At 65.2% G+C, this 16,727-nt stretch carries 13 protein-coding genes; 10 read left to right on the top strand and 3 right to left on the bottom strand.

Annotated elements, in window-relative coordinates; genetic code table 11:
* Window positions 1-183 precede the first annotated feature (183 nt).
* The 6 genes from ACX80J_RS00065 (at window position 184) to ACX80J_RS00040 (ending at window position 8,308) form a co-directional block, all read left to right on the top strand.
* Entirely contained in the window at window positions 184-2,235 is a 2,052-nt protein-coding gene (locus ACX80J_RS00065) for an acyltransferase family protein (protein ID WP_459346398.1), read from the top strand.
* 110 nt (window positions 2,236-2,345) lie between these two features.
* Window positions 2,346-3,533: a UDP-galactopyranose mutase gene (gene glf, locus ACX80J_RS00060; protein WP_459346397.1), complete on the top strand. Its 1,188-nt coding sequence runs from the start codon at window positions 2,346-2,348 to the stop codon at window positions 3,531-3,533.
* A 59-nt stretch (window positions 3,534-3,592) separates the two neighbouring features.
* Entirely contained in the window at window positions 3,593-5,560 is a 1,968-nt protein-coding gene (locus ACX80J_RS00055) for a glycosyltransferase (RefSeq protein WP_459346396.1), read from the top strand.
* A gap of 41 nt (window positions 5,561-5,601) precedes the next feature.
* The gene (locus ACX80J_RS00050) at window positions 5,602-6,447 is read left to right on the top strand and encodes an ABC transporter permease (RefSeq protein WP_459346927.1); all 846 of its coding nucleotides are present in this window, start codon (window positions 5,602-5,604) and stop codon (window positions 6,445-6,447) included.
* 2 nt (window positions 6,448-6,449) lie between these two features.
* The gene (locus tag ACX80J_RS00045) at window positions 6,450-7,193 is read left to right on the top strand and encodes an ABC transporter ATP-binding protein (RefSeq protein WP_459346395.1); all 744 of its coding nucleotides are present in this window, start codon (window positions 6,450-6,452) and stop codon (window positions 7,191-7,193) included.
* A 146-nt stretch (window positions 7,194-7,339) separates the two neighbouring features.
* Window positions 7,340-8,308 (top strand): ABC transporter substrate-binding protein, encoded by a 969-nt coding sequence (locus tag ACX80J_RS00040; protein ID WP_459346394.1) that lies wholly within the window; start codon window positions 7,340-7,342, stop codon window positions 8,306-8,308.
* A 94-nt stretch (window positions 8,309-8,402) separates the two neighbouring features.
* On the opposite strand, the gene ACX80J_RS00035 is transcribed toward ACX80J_RS00040, so the two are convergent.
* Window positions 8,403-10,436, bottom strand: a complete 2,034-nt coding sequence (locus ACX80J_RS00035) for a DUF6541 family protein (RefSeq protein ID WP_459346393.1) — start codon at window positions 10,434-10,436, stop codon at window positions 8,403-8,405.
* A 243-nt stretch (window positions 10,437-10,679) separates the two neighbouring features.
* On the opposite strand from ACX80J_RS00035, the gene ACX80J_RS00030 reads away from it, so the two are divergent.
* Genes ACX80J_RS00030 through ACX80J_RS00015 form a run of 4 tightly spaced genes read left to right on the top strand, consistent with a single transcriptional unit; the run spans window position 10,680 to window position 14,186 of the window.
* Window positions 10,680-11,453: a glycosyltransferase family 2 protein gene (locus tag ACX80J_RS00030; RefSeq protein ID WP_459346392.1), complete on the top strand. Its 774-nt coding sequence runs from the start codon at window positions 10,680-10,682 to the stop codon at window positions 11,451-11,453.
* Window positions 11,450-11,854: a DUF2304 domain-containing protein gene (locus ACX80J_RS00025; RefSeq protein WP_459346391.1), complete on the top strand. Its 405-nt coding sequence runs from the start codon at window positions 11,450-11,452 to the stop codon at window positions 11,852-11,854. Before ACX80J_RS00030 ends, ACX80J_RS00025 begins: the two co-directional genes overlap by 4 nt.
* Window positions 11,854-12,750 carry a glycosyltransferase family 2 protein gene (locus ACX80J_RS00020; protein ID WP_459346390.1) on the top strand — a complete coding sequence of 299 codons (897 nt, stop codon included), beginning with the start codon at window positions 11,854-11,856 and terminating at the stop codon, window positions 12,748-12,750. The genes ACX80J_RS00025 and ACX80J_RS00020 overlap by 1 nt, the downstream gene beginning before the upstream one ends.
* 59 nt (window positions 12,751-12,809) lie before the next feature.
* The gene (locus ACX80J_RS00015; RefSeq protein ID WP_459346389.1) at window positions 12,810-14,186 is read left to right on the top strand and encodes a polysaccharide biosynthesis protein; all 1,377 of its coding nucleotides are present in this window, start codon (window positions 12,810-12,812) and stop codon (window positions 14,184-14,186) included.
* Between the two features lie 22 nt (window positions 14,187-14,208).
* On the opposite strand, the gene ACX80J_RS00010 is transcribed toward ACX80J_RS00015, so the two are convergent.
* Both ACX80J_RS00010 and ACX80J_RS00005 read right to left on the bottom strand, forming a co-directional pair.
* Entirely contained in the window at window positions 14,209-16,338 is a 2,130-nt protein-coding gene (locus tag ACX80J_RS00010) for an acyltransferase family protein (RefSeq protein ID WP_459346388.1), read from the bottom strand.
* Between the two features lie 107 nt (window positions 16,339-16,445).
* The coding region (locus tag ACX80J_RS00005; protein WP_459346387.1) for an LGFP repeat-containing protein at window positions 16,446-16,727 on the bottom strand (282 nt) is incomplete at its 5' end.

The following is a 16,727-nucleotide window of genomic DNA, read 5'->3' as shown; positions in this document are numbered from 1 at the left end:
GCTGCGTCCGAGGTTAGAGGGCCTGGGGATGGCGCCGCGGGGACGCACGGGCTGTGTGGATAACAGGGACCTCGCCAGCGGCTGCATCACCGGACGGCGCCCGCCGGGACGTCCCCCTGCTTGCCGGGTTTACCCGGATGCCGCCGGTACAATCGGTCCTCGTGTCTACTTTGAAAGCCTGCAATGGCAATCCTTGAAGCGAGCCGTCCTGCCGCGCCCCGTGGCGGCGGGACGAGCGCTGATCGCAGCTTCCGGCCCGAGGTCCAGGGACTGCGTGCCCTGGCTGTCCTGATGGTGGTGTCCTACCACGTCTGGTTCGGACGGGTATCCGGAGGCGTGGATGTCTTCCTGCTGATCTCGGCTTTCCTGCTGGCTCTCTCGTTCCTCCGCAAAGTGGAGTCGGGGCGGCCCCTGGACCTGGGGCGGCACTGGCTGCACCAGTTCAAGCGCCTCCTGCCGGCCGTCGTCGTCGTGATCCTGGGGATACTCGGTGCCAGCTTTGTGCTGGTTCCGCAGTCGCGCTGGTCCGACGTCATCGAGCAGTCCTGGGCTTCCCTCTTCTACGTCCAGAACTGGGTCCTCGCCTCCAACGCCGTCGACTACTACGCCAGTGACCACAGCCAGGCCAGCCCGCTGCAGCACTTCTGGTCGCTGTCCGTCCAGGGCCAGGTGTTCATCCTCTGGCCGCTCCTGTTCCTCACGAGCGCGGTGGTGGCGCGGCGCTTCCGGTTGAAGTTCCGGGGCGTCGTGTTCCTCGTCTTCGGCGTGCTCTTCGTGGGGTCGCTGGCGTTCTCGGTCTGGGAGACGTACACCAACCAGGCCTTCGCATATTTCGATACGCGGGCGCGTCTGTGGGAGTTCGCCTTCGGGACGCTGCTGGCACTGGCCCTGCCGTTTCTCCGGCTGCCGCGCTTCGTGCGGGTCGTCGCGGGATGGGTAGGCGTCGCGGCGATGCTCAGCGGCGGCTTCGTCCTCGACGTACAGGGCCAGTTCCCGGGCTACGTCGCGCTGTGGCCGGTGGGCGCGGCCGCACTGGTGATCGCCGCCGGGCAGACGGACAGCGCCGTTGGAGTGGACCGCCTCCTGTCGTCCAGACCGCTGGTCAAGGTGGGAGACCTGTCCTACGCCCTCTACCTGTGGCACTGGCCCGTCCTGGTGCTGGCCCTGATCTGGCAGGACAGGGCGGCGCCGGGTCTGCTGGGCGGTTTCCTGGTGATCGGCGTGTCCCTGGTCCTGGCATACCTGACGATGCGGTTCGTCGAGCGTCCGCTGCGCGCATTGGCATGGGCCGACCAGCGTCGTCGCCGTGCCGTCATCGTCCTCGCCGTCAGTGTGGCGCTCGTCGCAGCCCCGCTGACCCTTTGGCAGCACGTGATCACGCAGCAGGCACGGAACATCGCGGCGCACGCCGACACGAACAATCCAGGCGCGCTGGTGCTCGATCCGCTCCTCGGTCTGTCCGCCCCCCAGGGTGTCCCGCTCATCCCTGCGACCACTGAGCTGGACAAGGAGTACTTCCAGCTCGATCGCCTCTGCGAGGGCGACGACGAACCCGACAATGAACTGCTGCGGAGCAGCTGCAACGTCATCATGCCGCCGTCCAAGCCCGTGCTGGACATCATCGTGGTGGGCGACTCGCACTCGCAGCAGTGGTCGGTACCGTTGGCGGCGATGGCTGCGGAGCGGGGGTGGAAGCTGACCTTCGTCCTCCTCGGCGGGTGCAAGTACGGAGCGGGTCCGGAGGGCCGGACGGCCGAGTGCGAGCGATGGAACACGGCCGTCACGGACTACGTACTGGACCAGTCGCCCGACCTCGTCTACACGGTCGGGACTGTAGCCCGGGCGGACGACCCACAGGACATCCTCCCGGCAGGATTCGGGCCGACCGCGAAGATGCTCGATGACAACGGCATCCGCGTGGTGGCCGTCCGAGACAACCCGCGGTTCGCGACCGATCGGGTCCTCTGCGTCGAATCCCGGGGAGTGGACAGTCCGGACTGCAACCCGGCCCGCGCCGCCACCCTCACTGACCGGCCCCCGGTCGGCGAACTGCTCGCGCAGGCACCGAACGTGGCCTTCCTCGATTTCACCGACTACCTGTGCAGGGCCGAGGACTGTCCGGCCGTCGTGGGCAACGTCCTCGTCTACATCGACGAGAACCACGTGAGCGCCACGTACCTCCGATCCCTGGTGCCGATCTTCATCCAGCGGTTCGACGCGGTCGTGCAGCTGTAGGGCGGTCTCCGCCCGCGCGCACGTCGCATCCCCCCGCTGGCAGGCCCAGGGCCGCCGTCGGGTAGCCTTAAGCGGGCATGTCCGTTGTCCACACCAATTCAGGAGCATTTGTGAACGTTGACCTCGTTGTCGTTGGATCGGGCTTTTTCGGCCTGACCATAGCTGAACGGGCTGCCACCCAGCTCGGCCTCAAAGTGGCCGTGCTCGACCGGCGTCACCATATCGGTGGCAACGCCTACAGTGAGAACGAAGCCCGTACCGGCATCGAGGTGCACCGATACGGCGCCCACCTGTTTCATACGTCGAACGAGCGCGTGTGGGATTACGTCCACAACTTCACCGAGTTCACGAACTACGTGCACAAGGTCTACACCCGCCACAAGGGCGAGGTATACCCTATGCCGATCAACCTGGGCACGATCAACCAGTTCTTCCGGTCGGCGCTAGGACCCGCCGAGGCGCGCGCACTGATTCAGGAGCAGGCCGGGGAACTGGCGGGGACCGACCCGCAGAACCTGAACGACAAGGGCATCCAGCTCATCGGCCGGCCCCTCTACGAGGCGTTCATCAAGTACTACACGGGCAAGCAGTGGCAGACCGATCCCAAGGACCTGCCGGCGGAGATCATCTCCCGCCTCCCGGTGCGCTACAACTACGACAACCGGTACTTCAACGACAAGTACGAGGGCCTGCCTGTCAACGGCTACACAGCCTGGATCGAGCGGATGGCGGACCATCCCAACATCGACGTCCGCCTCAACACGGACTTCTTCGACGAGGGCCACGAGTACTCGCGCTCGACGACCCTCGGTCAGATCCCGGTCATCTACACCGGACCCGTCGACCGATACTTCGACTTCGCCGAAGGCGACCTGTCCTGGCGCACCATCGACCTCGAGGAGGAAGTACTCCCGATCGAGGACTTCCAGGGCTGCTCAGTAATGAACTACCCCGACGAGGATGCCGTCTTCACGCGCATTCACGAATTCCGCCACTTCCACCCAGAAAGGGACTACACGAAGGAGGCGACGGTCATCATGCGCGAGTACTCCCGTTTCGCGGAGAAGGGCGACGAGCCGTACTACCCCATCAATACGTCCGACGACCGGGCCAAGCTCCTCGCATATCGCGACCTCGCGAAGGGTGAGAAGTCGGTTCTGTTCGGTGGTCGACTCGGGACGTACAAGTACCTCGACATGCACATGGCCATCGGATCCGCGCTGAGCATGTTCGACAACAAGGTCACGCCGCACTTCACCAGAGGACAGAAATTCGAGAGTGGCGGAGTCGACGCGTGACCATCGGAGCGACTCAGGACAGCGGTAGCAGGACAGGGTCCGACGGCACCGCTTTCCAGGTGGTTCACAAGGTAGTACTCCCCGTCGAGGGGGATACCGATGTTCTGCCCCTGTACGTGGACTTCAGCCCCGCACGACGCGTCGTCGACCCGTCGCGTCGGGCCATCCGGCAAGGGGCGCCGAAGGCGTCGTCGACGTCCCCCGTCCTGAGCCACCAGCGGTCGGACTTCATCGTCGGACGGACGAGCTTGAAGCTGCCGGCCCACCAGCGGGTCTCTCTCGGGACCTACTTCAATGCCTTCCCGGCCAGCTACTGGCGTCGTCATACCCCGGTGCGCTCGGTCCGGCTCCGCGTCGAGGTGGGAGTCGAAACCGGCTCGGAGGCATCCGTCATCGTGTACCGATCGAGCCCGCGGGGCACCTCGAATAGGGTCGACAGCGCAACGACGACGGGGAGTGGCGAGCTGGTCTTCGATCTGCCGCTGACCGCGTTCGTCGACGGTGGCTGGTATTGGTTCGACCTCGTCTCGCACGACAAGGAGGTCCTGCTGACCCGGGCCGATTGGTCCGTGCCGGCCGCGTCAGCACGCAGCCAAGGGTCGCTCTCGATCGCCGTGACCACGTTCAACCGCCCCGAATACGCAGTACGGCACATGACGACGCTGGCGGATGATGCGGATCTGCTCGCTGTCCTGGATCGCCTGATCATCGTTGACCAGGGGGACGACCTCGTCGTCAACCAGAACGGCTACGCGGCGGCGGCGGCGAGGCTCGGAGACCGTTTCCGCCTGGTCGAGCAAGCGAATCTGGGAGGGTCGGGAGGTTTCGCGCGGGGTATGGAGGAAGCTCTGCGAGCCGATGACAGCGCCTACGTGCTTCTGCTCGACGACGATGTGAGCATTGAGACCGAGGGCATCCTCCGTGCGCTAAATTTCGCGAACTTCACCACCGATCCCACCATCGTCGGTGGCCACATGTTCAATCTCTACGAGCGTGCCGTGCTCCATACCTACGGTGAACAGGTGGACCGCCGTCGGTTCTTCTGGGGACCTGCGGCGAAGAGTCTCGAGGGTCACGACTTCTCCGAGCGCAACCTCAGGATGACGCCGTGGATGCATCGACGGGTGGACGTCGACTACAACGGTTGGTGGATGTGCCTCATCCCGTTGCAGATAGTGCGGGAGATCGGGCTCGCGCTGCCCGTCTTCATCAAATGGGACGACGCGGAGTACGGGGTGCGCGCACAGAACGCGGGGTTCTCCACAGTGACCCTTCCCGGAGCCGCCGTGTGGCACATGCCCTGGACGGAGAAGGACGACACGATCGACTGGCAGGCGTATTACCACCAGCGCAACCGATGGGTCGCGGCGCTCAGCCATTCCCCCTTCGATCGCGGAGGTCGGATGCCTTTCGAGAGCCTCGCGCTCGATGTGCGGCACCTCCTGTCCATGCAGTATTCCGCTGTCGCGGTCCGCGTCAAAGCCCTCGATGATGTCCTGGACGGGCCGCAGCATCTCCACGTTACGTTGGGGGAGCGCCTGCAGTGGGTCAGGACGACCCGTCGCGATTTCACGGATGCCCGTGTGTTGCCGAACATCTCGGACTTTCCGGAGGTCCGGGAACGGAACAGCCACCAGAACATCCAGGAGCCCGCGACGGTTCTTGAGTCACTCGTACGTGCAGCCTTCGCCATAGCCTCCCAACTGCGCCGGGTACCTGCCGATGCGGTGGATCGTCCGACGGTCGAGGTGCCCGCGATGGACGCGCGGTGGTGGCGACTCACGCGGTTCGACTCCGCCCTCGTCACCGCTTCGGACGGAACGGGGGCCTCCTGGTACAGGCGTGACCGGAAGCTGTTCTTCTCCCTTCTCGGCAAGACGGTCTCCCGGCACTGGACGCTGGTGAGGAACTGGTCCCAACTGCGGGGACAGTACAGGAAGGCGCTGCCCGAGTTCACCAGCCGACAGACATGGAACGAGACGTTTCGGCGGTTCTCGAAGGAGATCGAGGGAGACACGGCAGATTGAGCAACGGCTTGCAAGGATTCGCAGCGGGTCCGTCGGGCGCCATGCAGACACCCGGTGCTGGTGGGGGGCTCGGCGCAGTCGTCAGGAACCGTTTCCTGCTCCGTCTGCTGGTCCGGAAGGAGATTCACGTCCGCTACCGGGGGTCGGTGCTCGGGCTCCTCTGGTCGTACCTTAAACCCCTCCTGCAATTCTCCGTCTACTACGTCGCACTGGGTATTTTCCTCAACCTGCAGGGGACCACGGAAAATTACGCCGTGTACCTCTTCTCGGGGATCGTGCTCATCAACTTCTTTACGGAGGCGTTCGGCAACGCGACCCGGTCGATCGTCGAGAACCGGGACCTCATCAAGAAGATCTACCTCCCTCGCGAGTTGTTCCCGACGTCGGCCGTGTGGGTGTCGGCCGTCCATTTCTTTCCGCAGGTGCTCGTCCTCGGAGGCGCGTGCCTGGCCGTCGGTTGGCGGCCTGGCGTCCTTCAGTTGTTCCTGGTGCTCGTCGGCTTCCTCATCGTCGCCTGTCTCGCCACCGGACTCGGGTTGTTGTTCGGAGCCATGAACGTCTACTTCCGTGATGCCGAGAATCTCGTCGACATGATCCTCATGGTCGTCACCTGGGCTTCCCCGGTCCTCTACAGCTGGAATCTGGTCCGCGACGCTCTGGGACCATGGTTCTTCCTCTACCAGGTGAACCCCATGACCGTGGCGGTCGAACTGTTTCATTTCGGGTTCTGGATCCCCACCCTGGATACTGCGACGGCCGGCGCGGCGCTGATGCCCGACCTCCTCGCCGTCTGGGTACCCGTAGCCGCGTTCGTGTCGGTGATGATCCTCCTTGTCGGCCAATTCGTCTTCCGTCGTCTGTCGAGCAACTTCGCGCAGGAGCTATGAGGATGCCTACTGATGCGATCGTTGCTACCGGACTGCAGAAGCGGTTCGTCCTGCGGCACACCCGTTCGCTGAAGGAGGCCTTCGTCTGGTTCGTCCGCGGTCGGCACGGGGATCTGATACAGAAGTTCAATGCGCTCGACGACGTCAGTTTCACGGTGCAGAGCGGCGAGACGGTCGCGCTGCTGGGGCTCAACGGGTCGGGCAAGTCGACCCTTCTCAAACTGATCTCCGGTGTGCTGCAGCCGGATTCCGGGAGCATTCGCACGAGAGGCCACCTTGCAGGGCTCATCGAGGTGGGCGCGGGCTTCCACCACGATCTGAGCGGGCGTGAGAACGTGTACCTCAACGGTGCCATCCTCGGTATGTCGCAACGGGACATCGAGGAACGGTTCGATTCCATCGTCGAGTTCGCCGAGATCGGCGAGTTCATCGACACCGAGGTCAAGTTCTACTCGTCCGGCATGTACCTCCGGCTCGCGTTCTCGATAGCCGTCCATACCGATCCGGACATCTTCCTGGTCGACGAGATCCTCGCCGTCGGGGACGAACCCTTCCAGAGGAAGTGCCTGGCGAAGATCCGGGAGCTGTCGGCAGCTGGGAAGACCCTGATCGTCGTGAGCCACGACCTCGAACTGGTGTCGAGTGTCTGTGAACGCGGAATCCTTCTTGAGAACGGCCGGCTCGTGAAGGACGGCGAGGTGTCCTCCGTCGTTGCTGAGCTGCGACACCGCGCGAGGGACCGCTAGGGCGTACCTCCCCATCGGGCGACATGCGTCATCGGGCAGTTCGGGAAATGCCGGGAATGCCAAGATTCACGAGAGGAAGAATTTTGAGAGACAAGAGTGCCCCTGGGGCATTTCCGGCGACGACCCGCCGAACCGTCATTCTAGGCATGCTGGGGTTGCCCTTCATCGCGAGTGCATGCACCGGAGGCCGCGAGGAACCAGCGAGTGACGCGGGTGCCTTCCCGGTCGAGATCTCCCACCATTTCGGGGTGACCACCGTCGACGAGCAGCCTCTGCGCATCGCGACCTTCGGTGTCGCCGCTGCAGATGTATGCATCGCCCTCGGCATCGCACCGGTCGGCATGCCGGGTTCGAATGCCACGCCCTGGTACAACCTGCGGCGGACGGCCGAGGAAACCCTGATGCCGGTCCTTTATCCCGACGAACTCGACCGTGCCCTCACGGCGATCGAAGACCTCGAACCCGACCTGATCCTCACCCTCGGAGCCGATATCACCAGAGCCCAGTACGATCAGCTCTCCGAGATCGCCCCAGTCGTCCACGGCAGTACTGCAGGGAAGCCCGCCTGGCGCGAGACGGTCGAGGTGGTCGCGCGGGCCCTGGGACGTGTCAGCGACGGGGCCGAGCTCGTCCGCGACACGGAGGAGAAGGTACCGGCGGCGGTGTCCGATTACCCTGACCTGCCGAGAACCTCCTTCCTCGTCGTGGAGGCCTTTCCGGTCGCAGGTGCCGATCTCGCCGTCTACGGTGCTGCATCCGCCCCTGTGAACCTGCTCGACGAATTCGGGTTGACTCCCGCCTCGCTACCAGCCGATATCGAGGACGCCGGCGAGGTGGACGACGACGTCTTCGGTCGGGTCGGTCAGCTCCGCTGGCCCCGCGCCCGCGCAGAGAAATTGCGGGCAGAGATCCTGATCCTTGTCGCGGAGCGACAGCGGTCCCAGGAGATCGCCGACGAGTTGACCCGCGAGCTCGATCCGGCCATTCAGGTAGTCATTGCCCCGAAGGACGAAATGGGTGCCGCGATGATCATGGTGTCACCCCTCAGTATCGAGTGGCTGGCGCGCAACTTCATTCCGGTTGTTGCAGAGGCAGCGTTCAACGCTCGGCGGTAGGTCGATCCCGCAGGCTCTCCGACGGCGCCTGTCCCCGCGGCATGGATCGCGCCTCGTCCTGCGCCGCGTTGTGCGGGCGCCGTGTTCGCAGGGCTCAGGTCCCTCCGCACACGTCCACGTGATAGAGGCGGGCGTCGCCTTCGTCTGCTACGAGTGAGATTCCGGGAGCGCTCGTATCTGCCAGGGCTCGCAGGCCGATGTACGGTTCGTCGCCGGGGACGATCTCCCTGTCGCCGAAGTCGAGGGCCCAGAACGCCCGTTCATCCGTGATGGCCTTGCAGACGGAGGGGTTGTACCCTGCCTCATCCCAGTGGTCGAGGAGCAGCTGTTCGGTGTCCGTGCGATCACCGAAGATGTGGGGTGCGATGGTCCGTCGATCGGCGAGGGCATAGACGAGCGATGCACCGGTCCGCGGGTTACCGACGATCACGTCCCCGGCCGGGACGAGGTCGGGTACGCGCTCCAGGAGCGCGAGTTCATCCGTGTTCAGCAGTGGAGATTCCTCCTCGAGCGCGAAGACCTCCTCCATGCGGATCTGGACCCCGGCCAGAGTTCCTCCCTGTGTCCCGACCCCGAGCAGGAGGACGAGGGCAGCCGCGGTGACCGGGCTGCTGGTGATCCGGGAGAACGCCTCGCGTGCCCGTCGGGCCGCCGGCAAGCGCCCCTCCGGACCGATGCCGCCGCCCGCGTGCGACAACTGCTGGCCGAGCAGCCGCAGCCGACCGGTCAACCATTCGGCACCGAGGACGATCAGGGGAAGGGTGACGACGGGGAGGAGGGCCGCGAGGCGAAAGCTGTCGTTGTACCAGACCCCGGTCAGGAAGGTGCGGAACCATCCCAGGTTCCAGCTCGAGACGACCATATACAGTACGCCGCCGATCACGAACATCATGAGGACCCACCACAGGTCCCTGTACTGCCGCGCCGCGACATAGATTCCGGCGACGGTCAGGATCAGCAGCACCCAGGCCGTGGTGGCACCCATCGGCGCGCTCCCGAGTATCTCACCGATGGCTCGGGCGTTGGTCTGGAAGGGGGTCCACGGGGCGAAGGCCAGCGAAGGCCGGACCTTCAACCAGGCGACGAGCGTGAAGCCCGCGTAGAGGAGGAAGAAGATGCCCCAGGCGAAGGGGCGTGCGTGCTCATCCTCCGCGTGGCGTGACCTGAACTCGTTCACAGCCCTTCCCGCGACCACGGGACCGGCGAACGCCAGCAGCGCGATCATCGTGCTGGGATGAGCGAGGGCGAGCCCGGGCACCACGGCGGCGGCGAGGAGCCCTGCCGGGATGGAGAGCGGGCGACGGCGCTCCGGGGTCATTCCTAGGGCTTCGACGACCAGGCCCAGGGCGGCCGGAAGCAAGGCGATGGCGGCGTGGTTCGGATAGAGAACCCCGAACGCGACCATCAGGTAGGGGAAACCGCTCATACCCGCGCACAGGACGCCGGCAGCGAGCAGGGGGATGGCCCGATGGCCGATGACCCTGCTGATCAGGAACATGCAGGAGAGTGGCCACACCACTGCACCCAGCAGGATGGTGCCTACGTTGACGGCGACCGGGACCGATGTCCCTGTCATCATGACGACGAGGGCCATGAGGTCGTGCATGGCGGCCGGGTAGAAGGCCTGAGATCCCTCCGTCAGATTCCCCAGGCTCAGAGCGGACCCGTTCTGCGTCTGAGCGATGTGCTTGATCGCGTTGAGGTGGTAGACATTGTCGAAGGTCTGCGAGAAGTTCTCGGGAGAGCCGAAGCCCGTGATGTAACGGGAGCCAATGATGATCCCGGGGAAGGCGACGGCGACGGGCACCAGTAGCCTCGTGATCCAGACGGGAAGTCCACCGCCATCCAGGGGACGGTTGTCGATGAGCGCCACGCCGCCGGTACGCCGGACGAAACGGACGCCGGCGGACTCGTTCCTCAGGAGCAGTCGGCGCACGAGCAGGACCACCGCGGCAAGACACAGTGAGAAGGCGATGTAGGTCGCCGGGTTGAACGGCACCCCGAGGTACGGAAGCACCACTGCTAAACAGGAACCGATCGACATCGAGATCGGGGCTGCGAGGGCGACGAGGCCGATCCTCCTGACGCCGGCGGCGGCGAGGACGATAAGCCCCGGCCCGAAGAACACAAGTACCGCGCTAGCAAAAGCAGGGGCTGTAGCCCACCAGCTCATATGGTCATTCTCCTCGTCGTAATCCTCAGGGCACCGCTCCGCGGGCACAGTGCTGGCCCTACGAGAAAATGGATACCCTCCGTGAACCTCCCGGAGCTAGGACGTCCGGGGGCCTGCTTGAGGTGTGCCAAACCTCGGTCGGCGGCTCTCAAGGGCTCAGCACCGAGGGCACGACGCCTCTTGCTATGATTGCACACCATGGGTAAGAGACCGCCTTCCGGCATCCTGATCGTCATGCCTGCCTGGAATGAAGCAGAGGCGATTGGCGACACCATCAGGGACATCAAGCGGGTCGAACCCGACATGGACATTCTCGTGGTCGACGATGGGTCACGGGACGACACGGCGAGGATCGCAGAACAAGCTGGCGCCGTCGTCCTCAGGCTGCCGTTCAACCTCGGAGTCGGCGGTGCGATGCGAACCGGTTTCAAGTACGCGCTGCGCCATGGTTACTCGGGCGTGATCCAGGTCGATTCCGACGGGCAGCACATGCCGGAGGACATCTCGAAGGTCCTGCAGGGTCTCCAGAGTGCCGATATCTCGATCGGGGCGAGGTTCGCGGGTAAGGGCGAGTACCAGGCGAAGGGACCACGCCGGTGGGCGATGTCCCTGCTGGCCATGGTCATCTCCCGGGTCGCCGGCACCAAGCTGACCGACGTCACCTCAGGATTCCGAGCTGTGAACCAGCGGGGCCTGCACCAGTACATCGAGCATTTTCCGGCGGAGTACCTCGGGGACACCATCGACTCGCTCGTCGTCGCGCTGAAGTCAGGCTGTACTGTGACTCAAGTGCCCGTGGAGATGAGAGTTCGTCAAGCCGGCACCCCGAGCCAGAGTCCGTGGAAAGCGGCAATCTACCTGGCGCGGTCAGGCTTGGTCCTGTGCTTCGCCCTCGCCCGGAGGAGAACTCCGCGTGACCAACACGCTCCCTCGACAGGGGACATAGCAGGAGAAGGACCCGTACCAGCATGAGCGTGGCTTTCTCACTGTTCTCCTCGATCCTCATCGTCGCAGTCGTCCTGGTGATGCTGCGCAACGGGAAACTCCGCGAGAAGTACGCGATCCTCTGGCTCGTCATCGGCAGCCTGACGATCGTCCTGGCGCTGTTCCCCAGCCTTCTGGAATTCGCCGCGGATGCGGTCGGTGTGATCGTGCCCTCCAACCTGCTCTTCGCATTGTCCATCCTCCTTCTCGTGGGAGTGTGCCTGCACGTCTCCCGCGAGCTGACGATCCTTGAGGACGAGACCCGCATCCTCGCGGAAGAGGTCTCGATCCTCCGAGCGGCGGTCGAGCGGTTGGGCGGCTCGGCAGGCACCCATATTTCTCGCGGGACCGACAACCCGATGAACTTAGACCAGCAGAGGAAAGATTGATGACTATAGACGTGATGTTCCCCTACTACGGGGATGTGGCGATGATGAAGGCGGCCGTGCAGTCCGTCCTCGATCAGGAGCACCGGGACTTCGTGCTGACCATCGTGGACGATGGCTTCCCCGATGATTCCCTGCCGGCGTACTTCAAGCAGCTGACAGACTCCGACGACCGCGTGCGGTACTTTCGAAACGAGGTCAACCTCGGTGCGAACGCGAACTACCGGAAGTGCCTGTCCCTCATCCAGCACGAGTACGTCGTGATCATGGGCGCCGACGACCTCATGCTGCCCAACTATCTCTCCGTGATCCACCAGGGCTTCTTGCGGCAGCCGGTGGACATCATCCAGCCCGGCGTCGAGGTTATCGACGAAAACGGGACTGTCTACCAGCCGGTAGGCGACCGCGTGAAGACCTACCTCCGCCGCCGCCTCGTCGGGGAGAGCGCAAGCGCCGTCGTCGAAGGGGAACCGCTCGCAGCGAGTCTTCTCACGGGAGACTGGCTCTACTTCCCGTCCCTCGCCTGGCGATCCGAGGCCATCACACGCCACAGCTTCCGGGAACAGTACGACGTCGTCCAGGACCTCGCTCTCGCGACCGACATCATCATGTCGGGCGGGAAGATGCTCGTCCTGGCCGAGACCTGCTTCCAGTACAGGCGCCATCGCGAGTCCGATTCCTCCGTCCGCGCCCTCGACGGCCGACGGTTCGCCGAGGAACGAGCGTTCTTCGACGAGTGCGTACAGGATTTCCGACGACTCGGCTGGGAACGGGCCGCGACGGCCGCCGGCCGCCATGCGTCGTCACGACTCCACGCCCTCACCCTCCTTCCCCAGGTGGCTCGGCGACGGATGTGGGCCGGGATGCGCAGGCTGACCGCTCACGCTCTCACCAAATAGCGATGTCGAGCGGGTCCGCACCACAGCAGCCTGTGAAGGCGCGCCCGACCGTCTCTGGCATGTGGTACCTCCTCGGCTCGCTGCTCCAAGGGCTGGGGCTCCTGCTGATCCAGCCCTTCGCCATTCGAATCCTCGACGACCGGCAGTGGGGACTCGTCTCCACGTCCGTCGTGACGATTCAGGTCCTGGTGGTCCTCATCTCCGCGGGCCTTCCGCTGGCGATCACGAACGTCTGGTTCGCGCCGGAGCGGGGACAGGACCGCTCCCGGGCGATGTACGGGTTCATGGTCATCGCGTCCGCGACCCTGGCCGCCGTCGCCGTCGCCGTCCTCTGCCTCCTCACCATCGGTGCCTCAGGTGGGAGCGGCGTGGCTCTGAGCACGGTACTCTCGGTGGTCAGTGTCGGCGTGCTCGGCTCGGTGCTGGGCGCCCAGGCCATCCTCAGGGCACAGAACAAGCCCGGGCGTTTCGTGCTGCTGAGTATCGGTTCCTCCGTCCTGGCGAATCTCCTGGGTCTCGCAGGCCTGATCCTGATCGCGCCCACCGCGGGGGTCTACATGGGCGCCTACACCCTGGCAGTCGTTGCCACCGGTGCTGTGGCACTCGTCCTCGCTAGGCCGCGCCTTCCGTGGAGAGTCGCCGGATCGAGCCGAGAGTCGGTCCACATCGCCGTGCCGCTGCTGCCCCACACGGGAGCACTCATGCTGCTCACCCAGGGATCCGTGCTGATCCTGGCCTTTGCCGCCACGATCGAGGACGCGGGTCGGTTCGGAGCTGTCCTGATCTTCGCGCTCGGCCCGATCACGATCCTGAACGCGCTGAACAACGCCTGGTCCACGCGGATGATGTCGGCGGGGGGCGGGGGACTGGTTCCAGTAACCCGACGTGTTTCCATCGAGGCGGTGGCCTGGTCGGTGGCGGTCGGACTCCTCGCTTCATCCGGCGCAGCCGTGGGATCGTCGATCCTCTCGACCGAGCCGGACATCGTGTGGCCGATCGCCGTCACCCTCCCGCTGGTTTCCACCGGGTACGCGCTGTTCCTCGTGACCTCGAACCTCCTGTACATCGCCAACGGGACGAGGCGCCTCGCCTTCGTGACGCCCACGATCCTGGTGGTCGTCGCACTGCTCGCCCTGTGGCCCGCATCGCAGTCCGCGGTCGCGGTGGTGGCGATGGTGCAGGTGCTGGGGTTCGTGTGCCTGGGGCTGCTGACGTATGCGGTCGTCTTCAGGACGAGACCGGGCCGGAGCGTGCCCCTCCCGCTCTTCCTCGGAGGAATGGCGCTTCAGGTCGTCGTAGTGCTTTTGCTCGGGCTGGTCCCGCTCAGCTTCACCGCCGGCATCATCGAAGTGGCGGTCGTCGGCGCAATCCTGGCGGGTCTGTTGTTGATCCTCCGGTCCCGGCGGAACCTGAACCCCGCGCCGTCGAATTCCTGACGCCGCCGGGTCACCCGACGGTTCAGGACGCTGCGGCTTTGAACCGCTTCGCGAATTCCGGGATCAGTGAGCGGACGTAGCTCCGGGCCACGTGATCCTTGTCGAAGTAGACGTGCAGGCCCCCGATGGCGGCGTAGCACCTGTCGTCCGGACAGAATCGATCGGAAAGATCGAGGACGCGGATGTTCGGCTGCTCGAGCATGGAGGCTGCCTCTGCGGCCGGGTCGGCGGGCAGGGCCCGCTCCTTGTCGTTGGCGCAGTCGAGCGGGAAGTCTTCATTGCGGGCGAGGCATTCCGGTGTAGACCGCTCGAGCGTCAGGGGCGTGTCCCTGATCACGTAGACCGCGGTATCCTGCGCGGCCCAGGGGCCTATGCGATCCGAGAACGCGTCCCGATACTGTTCACCCTGCGAGCGGCCGGTTCCATCGTCGATCTCCTCCCCGACCGAGAAGGAGGAGAGGAACACGAGATCGGGCGACGCTGCGAGGACGCGCTCCGATACGGCAGCGCTCCACTCCAGGCACCTGCGCTGCACCTTGCTCTCGGTGGTCTCGGCTCCCATGAAGGCGGAGCGCTTCACGTCGACGTACGGGCATCCGCCGAGAAGGCTGATGGTGACCGTCCAGTTGTTCTCGCGGGCGAGGGGCAGGATCGCCGCCTTCCACTGCTCGGCGTGGGAATCACCGATCAGCCAGACGGTCGTCCGGTCCTCCCCGTCTTCCGAGAAGTCGCACAGCGTCAGGAGCTTCTCGTCGCCGACGACGATGGGATCGGGGTGGGGGCCGCACGCCTCGTCATCGAACCAGGGCGCTTCTCCTGCGCCGACATTGGTTACCTCCGGTGGTCCGAAAGGATTTTGGCACACGGTGGAGGAAAGGCTCTTCGCGCCGAAGCATCCACCCCCGGACAGGGCATCGAGCCGCTCTGCCTCCGCCGCCTGGGCGAAGGTCGCGGCGACGATCGACGCCGCGCAGAGCACCGTGACCGTCATGGACGCCGCGAACGTCATGCCGAGGATCCTCCGGGGCGACGCGTCGGGCAGGAGGCGTGACCTGCCCGGGTCCTCGACGTACTTCTTCGTCAGGCCGGCGAGAACCAGGGACAGCAGGAGCGCCCCGAGGAGGTCGAGGCTGCCGGGCGGACGGTCGATGATGAAGGGCAGCAGGATGATGACCGGCCAGTGCCAGAGATAGAGGGAGTAGGAGATGTTCCCGAGCGTCTGGACCGCAGCGACACCCAGCAGGGTGTTGGGCGACCAGAGCGGGGACTGGGGGCCCGACGCGATGACGAGTGCCGTTCCCACCACGGGAACGGCCGCGAGATAACCGGGGAAATAGGTCGATGCGTCGAACATCAGCGCGGACGCGAGGATGAGGCCGAGCCCTGCCCACTGGGCCATGCCCGCGAGCCGGATGCGCCCCGGGTATCGCGGGTTCTCGAACCAGCTTCCGGCTGCGGCTGCGATGAGGCCGCCGACGGCAAACTCCCACACCCGGGTGGGCGTCGCGAAATAGGCTTCGCTCCTGCTGGTGTAGGTGAGGAAGACCGCGAACGCGAGCGAGGCGGTGCCTACGACAGCGAGGGCGGTCAGCAGGACGGTCCGCGGGGAACGGAACCGGCGCGCCAGCAGGAATACGCCGAGGAGGAGCAGCGGCCAGATCAGGTAGAACTGTTCCTCGACGGACAGCGACCAGTAGTGCTGGACCGTCGACGCCTGGTTGTTCTGGGCCGAGTAGTCCACGGATTGGGCTGCGAGGGACCAGTTCTCCACGTAGAGGGTGGCGGCGACGGTCTCCCGTGCGACGGCGAGCAGCCTGTCCGCCGGCAGGTAGACCGCCGAGAGCAGGAGGGACAGCAGCGCCACGATCAGGGCGGCGGGCAGGAGTCGCTTCGCCCGCCGGGCGTAGAAGTGGCCGAGCCTGATCCGGTTCGACCGGCCCAGCTCGCCGAGCAGGTGCTTCGTGATGAGGAAGCCCGAGATGACGAAGAAGACATCGACACCGACATAACCGCCGGCGACCAGGCCGGGCCAGAGGTGGTTGGCGACGACGAGGCCCACCGCCAGCGCGCGGAGTGCCTGGATATCGCGGCGCTGCGGGCTGCCGGGCGTCGCACGTCTCGGCGGCCCCGCTACAGCAACCTGGTCGATCAAACATTCTCCTAGTATTCGAGATCATCGTCCACGGGCTCCGGGGACGAGTGCGATCTCATGATATCCGTCTTCTCTTCCTGGGCCGCCGCCCGCCCGGTGTGGTGGGGTCAGGTTCGTTTGACGCCTGTGGTGGGGGTCCAGGTGAGTGTTCCGTGTTGGAAGGTCTGGGTGCATTTGGTGCTGGTGGGGCAGGTCTGGTTGCTGGTGGGGTAGCCGAAGGTTCCGTGTTCGGCACCGTTCTGCCGGTAGGTGGTGCGGATGGGGCCGTTCGCGGTGATCCTGGCTCCGGTCGTGGAGCTCCAGAGGATCTCGCCCTTTTGGAAGGACTGGTAGCAGCCGCCGTCGCGCAGGCCGCAGATCTCGTTGCCCACGGGATATCCGAGGACACT

The organism is Arthrobacter rhamnosi (assembly GCF_054510975.1).
Note: the sequence above shows the minus strand (reverse complement) of the source record. Positions and strands in the feature narration are given on the sequence as shown.

Excerpts from the sequence above, each read along its gene's own strand:
- ACX80J_RS00065 (WP_459346398.1), top strand. The coding sequence starts at position 184 with ATGGCAATCCTTGAAGCGAGCCGTCCTGCCGCGCCCCGTGGCGGCGGG.
- ACX80J_RS00050 (WP_459346927.1), top strand. The coding sequence starts at position 5,602 with ATGCAGACACCCGGTGCTGGTGGGGGGCTCGGCGCAGTCGTCAGGAAC.
- ACX80J_RS00045 (WP_459346395.1), top strand. The coding sequence starts at position 6,450 with ATGCCTACTGATGCGATCGTTGCTACCGGACTGCAGAAGCGGTTCGTC.
- ACX80J_RS00040 (WP_459346394.1), top strand. The coding sequence starts at position 7,340 with ATGCTGGGGTTGCCCTTCATCGCGAGTGCATGCACCGGAGGCCGCGAG.
- ACX80J_RS00030 (WP_459346392.1), top strand. The coding sequence starts at position 10,680 with ATGGGTAAGAGACCGCCTTCCGGCATCCTGATCGTCATGCCTGCCTGG.
- ACX80J_RS00025 (WP_459346391.1), top strand. The coding sequence starts at position 11,450 with ATGAGCGTGGCTTTCTCACTGTTCTCCTCGATCCTCATCGTCGCAGTC.
- ACX80J_RS00020 (WP_459346390.1), top strand. The coding sequence starts at position 11,854 with ATGACTATAGACGTGATGTTCCCCTACTACGGGGATGTGGCGATGATG.
- ACX80J_RS00015 (WP_459346389.1), top strand. The coding sequence starts at position 12,810 with ATGTGGTACCTCCTCGGCTCGCTGCTCCAAGGGCTGGGGCTCCTGCTG.